This is a genomic window from Nocardiopsis sp. NPDC055879, from assembly GCF_053615935.1.
Genome location: NZ_JBSHCT010000006.1, coordinates 289,764 through 300,176 on the forward strand (window position 1 = coordinate 289,764; position 10,413 = coordinate 300,176).

At 70.2% G+C, this 10,413-nt stretch carries 9 protein-coding genes; 7 read left to right on the plus strand and 2 right to left on the minus strand.

The window, feature by feature from the left end; all coding sequences use genetic code 11:
• Positions 1–42 precede the first annotated feature (42 nt).
• Entirely contained in the window at positions 43–879 is an 837-nt protein-coding gene (locus ACWGKS_RS09615; RefSeq protein ID WP_358511219.1) for an AfsR/SARP family transcriptional regulator, read from the minus strand.
• Positions 880–1,317: 438 nt separating this feature from the next.
• Here ACWGKS_RS09615 and ACWGKS_RS09620 point away from each other — a divergent pair, with 438 nt between their 5' ends.
• The 6 genes from ACWGKS_RS09620 to ACWGKS_RS09645 all read left to right on the plus strand — a co-directional run bounded on the left by ACWGKS_RS09620 (position 1,318) and on the right by ACWGKS_RS09645 (position 8,204).
• Positions 1,318–2,451 carry a helix-turn-helix transcriptional regulator gene (locus ACWGKS_RS09620; RefSeq protein WP_358511222.1) on the plus strand — a complete coding sequence of 378 codons (1,134 nt, stop codon included), beginning with the start codon at positions 1,318–1,320 and terminating at the stop codon, positions 2,449–2,451.
• Between the two features lie 89 nt (positions 2,452–2,540).
• Positions 2,541–3,635, plus strand: a complete 1,095-nt coding sequence (locus tag ACWGKS_RS09625) for an AMP-binding protein (RefSeq protein ID WP_358511225.1) — start codon at positions 2,541–2,543, stop codon at positions 3,633–3,635.
• A 5-nt stretch (positions 3,636–3,640) separates the two neighbouring features.
• A complete protein-coding gene (locus tag ACWGKS_RS09630; RefSeq protein ID WP_358511228.1) occupies positions 3,641–5,008 on the plus strand; it encodes an aldehyde dehydrogenase family protein in 1,368 nt (455 codons plus the stop codon).
• A 57-nt stretch (positions 5,009–5,065) separates the two neighbouring features.
• On the plus strand, positions 5,066–6,130 hold the full coding sequence (locus ACWGKS_RS09635) for an NAD(P)-dependent alcohol dehydrogenase (protein ID WP_358511231.1): 1,065 nt from the start codon (positions 5,066–5,068) through the stop codon (positions 6,128–6,130).
• Positions 6,127–6,885, plus strand: a complete 759-nt coding sequence (locus ACWGKS_RS09640; protein WP_358511234.1) for an amidohydrolase family protein — start codon at positions 6,127–6,129, stop codon at positions 6,883–6,885. The genes ACWGKS_RS09635 and ACWGKS_RS09640 overlap by 4 nt, the downstream gene beginning before the upstream one ends.
• Positions 6,882–8,204: a phenylacetate--CoA ligase family protein gene (locus ACWGKS_RS09645; protein WP_452522302.1), complete on the plus strand. Its 1,323-nt coding sequence runs from the start codon at positions 6,882–6,884 to the stop codon at positions 8,202–8,204. The genes ACWGKS_RS09640 and ACWGKS_RS09645 overlap by 4 nt, the downstream gene beginning before the upstream one ends.
• A 103-nt stretch (positions 8,205–8,307) precedes the next feature.
• On the opposite strand, the gene ACWGKS_RS09650 is transcribed toward ACWGKS_RS09645, so the two are convergent.
• On the minus strand, positions 8,308–9,207 hold the full coding sequence (locus tag ACWGKS_RS09650; RefSeq protein WP_358511240.1) for a helix-turn-helix domain-containing GNAT family N-acetyltransferase: 900 nt from the start codon (positions 9,205–9,207) through the stop codon (positions 8,308–8,310).
• A gap of 94 nt (positions 9,208–9,301) precedes the next feature.
• Here ACWGKS_RS09650 and ACWGKS_RS09655 point away from each other — a divergent pair.
• A partial coding sequence (locus ACWGKS_RS09655; RefSeq protein ID WP_452522304.1) for an NAD(P)-binding domain-containing protein occupies positions 9,302–10,413 on the plus strand: 1,112 nt, incomplete at its 3' end.

Consider the following 10,413-nt stretch of genomic DNA (forward strand, 5'->3'; position numbering starts at 1 on the left):
GTACCGACGAGTCTTCCGAGGCGGATGCGCCGATCCCATCCCTCACTTGAGGGGAGACAGGACCTTGGCGCGGAAGCGGGCGTCGGGGAGCGGGGCGACCGCCCCGCTGAGGATGGCGTCCTCGATGTCGCGCAGGGCACGGCTCGGTTCCAGTCCGAGGTCGTCGACCAGACGTCTGCGCGTGCTCTGGAAGAGGCTCAGTGCGTCGACCTGGCGATTGGAGAGGTAGAGGGCGAGCATCAACTGCCCGCACATCCGTTCCCGGAAGGGGTTCTGGGAGACCTCTCGGGTGAGTTCACCGACGACCCGGCTGTGATTTCCCACGAGCAGTTCCAGGTCGAAGTACTCCTCCAGCACGGTGAGCCGGTCCTCCTCGTACCGTGCGGCCGCCGAGCGCACGAGCAGGCTCTCCACGCCCGGGGCGATGGGGCCCTGCCACAGGTCCAGTGCGGCACGCAGGTCGGCGGCCGCGGACTCCGTGTGACCGACGTCCGCGGCACGTCGCCCCTCACGCACCAGACCGGTGAACCGAAACAGGTCGAACGTGCCGTCGGGCACGCGCAGCAGGTAGCCGGAGGGGTGTGTCTCGATACCCGCCCACTCCCCGGACAGGGAGAATCTTCGACGCAATTCCGAAACACATATTCTCACTTGACTCTTGGCCGTCATGGGCGGTGATTCACCCCACATCGCGTCGATGAGGGATTCGATGTCGACGACATTGTTGGCCTCTAGGAGGAGAACCGCCATGAGTGCCTTATGTCGTTTCCCCTTAATGGGCACCTCCTTTCCCTGCATCATCACGGAGAGTGGTCCGAGAAGTCGATAGTACGGAGTCGTGTTCATGACTGGTCCTCTCATGGCGGGACTGGGACGCATCGCTCACGCGCATTGACCCGAAGAACGGGGCTCCCCGTCGTCCGGCCCACCGTTTCCGATGGATCAGCACTTCAGCAGCGGAGGTCGACTCGCCTGGACATGAAGTGCAATGCCCCTCGGACCTGCTCTCCCCGAATCATGGCAACCGACCTCCGTTCGGTTCACCGACCAGAAGCTACCACCCGGGACGGACACAGAAATGAACGGAATAATAATTGTCCGAATCCGGCCACGGCAAGCACCCCGGGAAATATCAGCGACATCTCCGAAGAACCCTGAGGACCATCCTCACCTGCACGTACACGGCCTCTCGATATCCTTTATACGGAATCTCCTGGCAAGTCAATCCCGCAGATGGTGGATTCTGCGTATTACAAGCTCACCGGCGACGATGCGTGTTATCGTCGAAAGCGCCGTCCGGAACGGAAGGATCGAGAAATGCCCGCCCTCACCCCACCGGAGATCCAGCACCGGCACAGCGCCCTGCTCGACCTCATCGGTGCCGCACCCGACGCCCAGGCGCTGTTCGAGACGGTCTCCGCCCGGCTACGAAGACTCGTGCCCTTCGACGCCGCGGTGTGGCGGGCCACCGACCCGGACACCGGACTGGTGACCGCGCCCATCCGGGTCGAAAACCTCCAGGAGGGCCAATGCGGCACCTACTGGCGCCTGGAACTCTTCGAGGAACGGGTCAACCGCTTCACCGACCTGGCGCGCTCCCCCGTCCCCGCCGCGGCCCTGCGTGAGAGCACCGGGGACGCGCCGGAGCACAGTTCCGTGTACCGCCACTTCATGCGACCGCACGGATACGGCGACGAGCTACGAGTGGTCCTGCGCGCCGGCGGACGCCCGCACGGACACATCAGCCTGCTGCGCGAGAGCGGCCGTCCCGCGTTCACACCCGCGGAGACCCTGCTGGCCGCCGGACTGTCGGTGCCGCTGGCCAAGCGCCTGCGCCGTACCCACACCGCCCCCGCCGGGAGCACGGACACCGGCGGGGACACCGGCCCCGGTCTGCTGGTCTTCGATCCCGCGGGCGCCCTGCTCTCCGTCAACGACGAGGCCCGCCACCACCTCGCCACACTGCCCACCGGCCCCTCCACGGACACTTCTTGGGGGCTGCGCCTGCCCGAGTGGATCCACAGCACCGCGGCACACGCCCAAGCGGTCGCCGAGCAGCGCGGCACGGGGAGCACACGAATCCGGACCCGCACGCGTTCGGGCGGCTGGCTGGTGTGCCACGCCTCGTGCCTGCGCTCACCGGAGGGCCGCCGGGGCGGATCGGCCGTGGTCATCGAGAGGGCGAAGGCCTCCGAGATCGCCCCACTGCTGTTGGAGGCCTACGAGCTCTCCCACCGGGAACTGGAGATCACCGGGTTCCTCTCCCGCGGCCTGCCCACGGCGGAGATCGCCACACGGCTCTACCTGTCACCCCACACGGTCCGGGACCACATCAAGGCGGTCCTGGCCAAGACCGGTGCCTCCAGCCGCGGCGAACTCGTCGGGAGACTCTTCGCCGAACACTACGCCCCACTGGCCGAGGAGGGGACCGTGCGCGTCCTCCAGGAGTGACCCTGAGGTCGATATCGGTCGCTAAGGCGTCCGATAGCCGGGATCCCCATGCTGGAGGCCGATCCCGACGACCCCAGTGGAGGGTATGCATGCTGGCGAACGAGCATCCGGTTCTCGACTGCCCACCGGACCGGGTCCCCGAACCCGAGGAGCTGCTCAGAGCGGCATTGCGCTGGCACTTCGACCCCCGTACGGGATCGCCGTTCTGGCTGCGGCGCGCCCGCTCCCTGGACTTCGACCCGGTACGGGACGTGCACACCTTCGACGACCTGCGGTTGTTCCCCAACGTCGTGGACGAACTGCGTGAGACCCGCGTCGAGGACCTGGTCCCGCGGGGCTACGGGGACTCCTCCGGACGAGTACGGGTCTACGAGAGCGGGGGCACCACCGGGGCACCCAAGCGCGTCGTGTTCACTGACGACTGGCTGGAGCGGTCGGTCGCCTGGTCGCTGCGGAACATGAACGAACGCGGACACCCGGAGGGCCTCAACTGGTTGGCCCTGGCACCGGCCGGACCCCACATGTTCGGCGAGATCATCGCCCGGCAGGCCCGGGCCCGAGGCGGTTTGCTGTTCACCGTGGACTTCGATCCACGGTGGGTCAAGAAATGTGTCGCGCAGGGGCGCACGGAGGAGGCCGCCCGCTATACGGAACACCTGCTCGAACAGGCCGGACACATCCTCGCCACCCAGGACGTGGGGGTGCTGGTGGCCACCCCGCCGCTCCTGGAACGCATCGCCCGTGACGCCCGCCTGACCGCGCTGGTGAACAAGAACGTCCGGCTGATCCGATGGAGCGGGGCCCACATGGATCCCGACACCCGTGACCTTCTGCGCGACGAGGTCTTCCCCGAGGTGGAACTCTCCGGGGGCTATGGAAGCACGATGATCCTCGGTGGTGTGGACGAGCGCCCCGGCACCGAAGGGGTGAGCGTCTTCGACCCCTTCTCCCCGTACATGTCCTTCCGGGTCGTCGACCCGGAGACGGGGGCCGAGGTCCCCTATGGCGAACGCGGCCAGGTGGTGATGAACCACGTCAGCAAGACGATGCTGCTGGTGAACAACCTCGAACGCGACACGGCCCTGCGGGTCCGGCCCCGGGAGGGGCAGGTCGGCGACTCACTCGGCGACGTCGAGCCCTTGGCCTCCTTCGATGGCCGGGCCGCGATCGAAGGGGTGTACTGATACCAATGTCCGACACCCTCTACCTGGACGCCCTGGGCCCCTCCGGCCCCTACCGCCCCACCAGGCGCAGTGCCGTCGAGGACGTGACCGGAACCCGGGTCGCCGAACTCGCGCTGGTGTCGGAACTGTTCGCGCACCGCGCCGTGAACGCCCTGCGCGCGGCCGTCCCGCTGCCGTCCGACGAACGGATCGCCGCGCTGGAGCGGGCGGGAAGGGCCTTCGCCTCGACCCCGGTCGGCGGTGTCCCCACGCAGGAATACGAACGCCTCGTCGCCCGTGTCTCGGGAACCCCCCTACCGGCCGTGCGCGCGACCACTCGATCCATCGCGAACGCCGCGCTGGAGGCTCACCGGGCCGCCCACGCGGCCCGCCCCCAAGGAGCGGTGGACGACTGGCGCTCCCCTTCGGCCCGCGCGGGCGGGGCACTGTGGTCCCGGCGCGGCGGCGTGCTGGCCGTTCACGCGCCGGGCAACCACCCGGGCGTGCACGCGCAGTGGTTGGAGGCCCTGGCCCTGGGCTACCGGGTCGCGGTGCGCCCGTCCCGCCGGGAGCCGTTCACCCCGCAACGGCTGGTCCAGGCCCTGCGCACCGCGGGGTTCCCCCAGGACCACGTGGCCCTGCTCCCGTGCGAACACGGGGTCGCCGACACCTTGATCCGCGACGCCGATCTGGCCATGGTCTACGGCGGCGACGACGTCGTGGACCGCCATCGCGCAGACCCCCGCGTGCTGGCCCAAGGGCCTGGTCGCTCCAAGGTCCTCATCACCAAGGACCACTCGGCCGCGACCGTGTTGGACACGGTGGTGGACTCGGTCCTCCACCAGGGCGGAACCGCGTGCGTCAACGCCACCTCCGTGTTCGTCGAGGGCGACCCTCGACCCCTGGCACGGATGATCGCCGCTCGACTGCGCGGGCTCCCGGTACTGCCGCCGGACGCCGAGGACGCGGTCCTGCCGGTCCGGCCGGTGGCCACCGCGCGAGCACTGGCCGGGCATCTGGCGGCCAGGGCCGCCGACGCGGTCTCACATGGGGAGGACGTGGTCGCCGACATCGGCGACGGCAGCGCCTGCCTGCGACCGGCGGTGCACAGCCTGGACGGTGCCGACGCCCCGCAGCACCGGACCGAGCTGCCCTTCCCCTGCGTGTGGGTGGCGCCCTGGTCGCGCTCTGACGGCATGGCCCCGCTCCGCGACACCCTGGCGCTCACCGCCGTGACCGACGACGAACGGCTCATCGACCGATTGATGTCGGAGCCGACCGTCAGGAACGTCTACGTCGGGGCGCATCCGACCCACTGGACGGTGCCGGGCGTCCCGCACGACGGCTACCTGGGCGAGTTCCTGATGCGCAGCAAGGGCCTGCGCCATGCCTGAGCCGATCGCCGGGACACGGCACGGCACCGGGTGGCGCGCGAACACGAAGGGACGAGAATGATCCACACGACCGGCTGGGGGGCGACCGTCCCCGGTGGCCCCCTGGAACCGATGGACGTACCGCGCCGTGACCCCGGCCCGGGGGACGTCGTCATCGACATCCTGTACTGCGGCGTCTGCCACACGGACATCCACCAGGTCGACGACGACTGGGGCAACTCCCACTACCCGATGGTCCCCGGCCACGAGATCGTGGGCCGGGTGCGCGAGGTCCGGTCCGGGTCCGGTGACCTCGCTCCCGGAGACCTGGTCGGCGTCGGATGCATGGTGGGGTCCTGCGGCGACTGCCCCTCCTGTTCCGAGGGGTTGGAGCAGTACTGCGCCCGGGGTCCCGTACTAACCTACAACTCCAAGGATCCGGCCACGGGCCAGATCACCCTGGGCGGTTATTCGGGGACCATCGTGGTCTCGGAGGGCTTCGTCCTCCCCCTCCCGGAGGGCCTCGACCCCGCCGGGACCGCGCCGCTGTTGTGCGCGGGGATCACCGTGTACTCGCCGCTGCGCCGCCATGGGGCCGGCCCGGGCACCCGCGTCGGGGTCATCGGTATCGGCGGTCTGGGGCACCTCGGCCTCCGGATGGCGTCGGCTCTGGGCGCGGAGACGGTGGCGATCACGAGTTCGCCCGACAAACGCGACGATGCCCTCCGGCTCGGCGCGAACGACGTGCTCGTGTCCACCGACCGGGAGGCGATGGAGCGCTGGTCCGGCGGTTTCGACCTGCTGCTGAGCACCATCGGCACGCCCCACGACCTGAACCCCTACCTGGAACTGTTGCGCCGCGACGGCACGTACGCGCTGATGGGCTCGCTCGGCCCGACCCCACCGGTGGTCGGTGTCCTCCTGGCCGGCCGCAGGGCCGCGCTGACCTCCTCGATGTTCGGCGGGATCGCCGAGACCCGGGAGATGCTCGACTTCTGCGCACGACATGGGATCACGGCCGAGGTGGAGACCGTGCCCGTGGAGCGGATCGGCGAGGCCTTCGCGCGGACGGCGGCCAAGAAGGCCCGGTACCGGTTCGTGCTCGACCTGACCTCCGCCCGAGGGAATGCGGGGGCACCATGACCGGGAGGATCTTCGACGCGCACGCGCACCTGGCCCCCGTTCCGGGGGCCACCGAACGGCTGCTGGCCACCATGGACTCCTGCGGGATCGACCGAACCATCGTGGTGGCGGGCGGCGTGGTCGACCCGGACGTGCTGTCCCGCCAGATCGCCCAGGGCGGGCAGAGTCTGAACGACGCCGACAACGAAACCGTGCTGTCCGCCGCGAAGACGGCGCGGGGGCGGCTCATCCCCCTCTTCTTCGCGAACCCGCACGGCGGCCCCGCGCCCTACCGTGAGGCGGCCTCCGGGTTCCGGGGGCTCAAACTCGCGCCGGGCGTACACGGGGTCGCTCTGGACGACCCTCGGACGGAGGCGCTGGTGGAGGTCGCCGCACAGGTCGGACACCACGTCTACCTGCACTGTCTGGGCCGCCCCGGGTTCGGCGTGGCGGACCTGGTCCGGTTGGCCGGGCGATTCCCCGGGACGGTGTTCGTGCTCGGACACGCGGGCGTCGGGGACATGGACCTGCACGGGATCGACCAGATCGCGCCCGATCCCGACATCCTCCTGGAGACCTCCGGCGGCTACACCGCGGTGATCCGAGCGGCGTTGGAGCGTCTGGGTCCCGACCGCGTGCTGTTCGGCAGTGAGTACCCGCTCCAGCACCCCGAAGCCGAACTGGTCAAATACCGGCTCCTGGACCTTCCCGAGGACGTGTCGCGCCGGGTGCTCTGGACCAACGCCCACCGCTTGATCGACGAGGAGACCAAGTGAGGACCGCACTCGCACGCGACCTACCCGTTCTGGGGGACTGGCGCGGCTTCGACGAACTCCACCGGCTCCAGGAGGAACGGGTGGCGTGGACCCTGGAGCGGGCGCTCAGAACGCCTTTCCACCAAGGGCGACTCCGTACCCCGTCCTCGATGACCGGGATCGACGACCTCTCGGACCTACCGGTGACCGGCAAGTCGGACCTGCGCGACGCCTACCCCTTCGGTCTGCTGGCCGTGGAGCGGGAACGGTTGGCCACCTACCACGAGTCCAGCGGCACCTCCGGTGCTCCGACCGCCTCGTACTTCACCGACGGCGATTGGGAGGACGTGGCCGACCGGTTCGCCCGCAGCCGGGTGGGCCTGGGCCCGGCCGACACCGTCATGGTGCGCACGCCCTACGCCATGCTCACCACCGGCCACCAGGCGCACCGGGCGGCCAGGGCACGGGGCGCGACCGTGGTGCCCGCCGACAACCGGACCCTCGTGGTGACCGGTGCCCGGGTCGTCCGCCTACTGCGCGACCTCGACGTCACCGTGGCCTGGAGCCTGCCCACCGAGTGCCTGTTGTGGGGCGCGGCGGCCCGATTCGCCGGGATGGACCCGGGACGGGACTTCCCGTCCCTGCGTTCCCTGCTCGTGGCCGGTGAGTCCTTGACCCCGGCCCGCCGCGCGGCCATCAGTCGTCTGTGGGGTGGGATCCCCGTGATCCAGGACTACGGGTCCACCGAGACCGGTTCGCTGGCGGGAGAGTGCCCCCAAGGGCGGTTGCACCTGTGGGCGGACCGGTTCCTCCCCCAGGTGTACGACCCGGCCACGGGTCGCAGTTCGCGCACCGGCATGGGCCACCTGGTCATCACCACGCTCTACCGCGAGGCGATGCCCCTTGTGCGCTACGACCTGGCGGACCGGGTGCGGATCCGCGAGGAGGCGTGCGAGTGCGGTTGGTGGCTGCCGACCGTCGAGGTGCTGGGCCGGGAGGCCGAGGTGCGCGGCACCGGGGTCGCCCAGGTGTCCCAGTCCCGCTTGGAGGCCGCGGTCTTCTCGCTCCCGGAGCGCTACGGTGTCCTCTTCTGGCGGGCCCGCACCACATCCGACCACCTGGAGGTGGAGGCGGAGGCGGTGCCCGAGCACGCGGACCGGGCGGCCGCCGAATTGGAGGACGCCCTGCGCGCCGCGCTGGGAGTGGAGTGCCGGGTCCGCGGCAGGGCCCAGGGAGAACTCGTGCCGGAGTCCGTCCTGAGCCGCACCGACGATTTCGTCAAGCCGCGAAGCCTGTTCGGCGCCGACGAGGACTGGGACCGGGCCTTCGACTACCACTGACCGTGCGAGGGTTCTCGAAGGAACCCCTCCGTTCCGTGTGGACACCGGTCGGCGCAGGCTCACCCGGCCGCGTGACGGGGCGCTCCGGCGTGGGGTGACTCGATCAGACGGTCGAGCGGTCCGCGTCGTCGGCGCGGGAGGCCTCCGTGTCCGTGTCCGATCCCGCGCCGCCACGACGTTCCAACAGGACGGTGTCGCGCCATCGGCCGTGGAGTCGGGCGATCCGCTCGCGCACGCCCACGGTGCGAAAGCCCGCCTGGTGGTGCAGGGCCAGACTGGCTCGGTTCTCGGGGAAGATCGAGGTCTGGAGTGTCCATAGACCGCCGGTGTCGGCCTCGGTGACCTGGCGGTGGAGCAAGACCTTGCCCACACCGCGTCCACGCGCGTCTTCGGCGACGTACACCGATGCCTCGGCCACCCCGGCGTAGACCGCTCGGCCGGAGGCCGGTGCGGCCGCGGCCCAGCCGACCACCCTTCCATCGGCCTCGGCGACCCAGCGGTGCCCGTCGATCCATTTGTCCCTCAGGGCTTCGGCGTCGGGTACCTCGGTCTCGAAGGTGGCGTGCCCGGTGGCGATGCCCTGGGCGTAGATCTCCCGAACCGTCTCCAGGTCCGTGTCGGTCATGGCACGGCTGGAGACGTCGGCGGGCAGGTCGGTGGGACAGCACGGTCGGGCGTTGAGTACGCCCATCACCACGTCGGCGGCGTGGGGCAGTCCGGTGCAGCAGGCGGGGTTGATGGCGACCCGGGTGGAGGTGCCCACCTTGGTGAGGGTCACGAAGCCCACGTCGGCGAGTTTGCGCAGGTGGTGGGAGACGGTGGGTTGGCGAACGCCCACGAGCCCGGCCAGTTCCCCCACGCTGACCGAGCCGGGGCCGGTGGCGATGGCGTGCAGGAGACGCACTCGCATCGGTTCGGCCAGGCAGGCGAACCAGGCGGCGTAGGTCTCGGCGTCGACCGAGGGAAGCGAACGTTCGGTGTGTTCGAGAGGCACAAGGGTCATGTCCTCATTATCGACGACGATCAATGGTTGTGTCCATCGATGATTATCGATAAAGTCACGGTCCATAGACAAAAATCGATGAAAGAGGTGAGTCATGGCCGACGAACGTCCCGTCGTGGTGATCGGAGCCGGACCCGCAGGACTGGCCGCAGCAGCGGAACTCGTGACCCGCGACCTTCCGGTCCTGATCCTGGAAAGGGGTGACACGGCCGGGGCGGCGGTGTCGGAGTGGGGGCACGTGCGGCTCTTCTCGAAGTGGCGCGACCTGGTCGATCCGGCGGCGGAGAAGCTACTCGCCGTCTCCGGTTGGCGACGCCCGGACGACGACGGGTACCCGACCGGCCGCGAGTGGGTCGAGGACTACCTCGCTCCCCTGGCCGAGGCCCTCGGCGACCGGGTCCGCTTCGGCGCCGAGGTGACCGGGGTGAGCCGTCTCGGTCGGGACCGCGTCGTGGACGCCGGACGCGCCGAGCAGCCCTTCATCGTGCACGTGCGAACCCGTGATGGCCAGGAGCGGCTGTCGGCCCATGCGGTCGTGGACGCCTCCGGCACCTGGCGCACCCCCAACCCGGTGGGCGGTGACGGCCTGCCCGCACTGGGCGAGGCCGCCGCGGCCGAGCGGATCTCCTACCGGATCCCCGACCTTGGTGAGGAGAAGATCCGGATCCGTCATGCCGGACGGACCACCGCCGTGGTCGGGCGCGGGCACTCGGCGCTGACCGCGCTGGTGGCCCTGGCCGCGATGGCCCAGGAGAGCCCGGGGACGAAGGCGGTGTGGGTACTGCGTCGCGGTGAGGTCGGGGACGCCTTCGGCGGGGGCACGGCCGACCGGCTCGTCGAACGAGGTGCCCTGGGCCGGCGAGCCCGCGCCGCCGTCGAGGCGGGACACGTCGAGGTGGTGACCGGTTTCCGTACCGCCCAGGTGCGATCGGTGGAGGACCGCCTGGTCCTGGTGGGCGAGGACGGTCGCGAGCTGGAGCCGGTGGACGAGATCGTGGCGCTGACCGGGTTCCGGCCCGACCTGTCCTTGTTGTCCGAGGTGCGTCTTGGTCTGGACCCCACTCTCCAGGCGCCGGTGGAGCTGGCCCCGCTCATCGACCCCAACCGGCACTCCTGCGGCACCGTCTACCCGCACGGCGCGGCCGAGCTCTCCCACCCCGAGGACGGGTTCTTCCTGGCGGGAATGAAGTCCTACGGGCGCGCCCC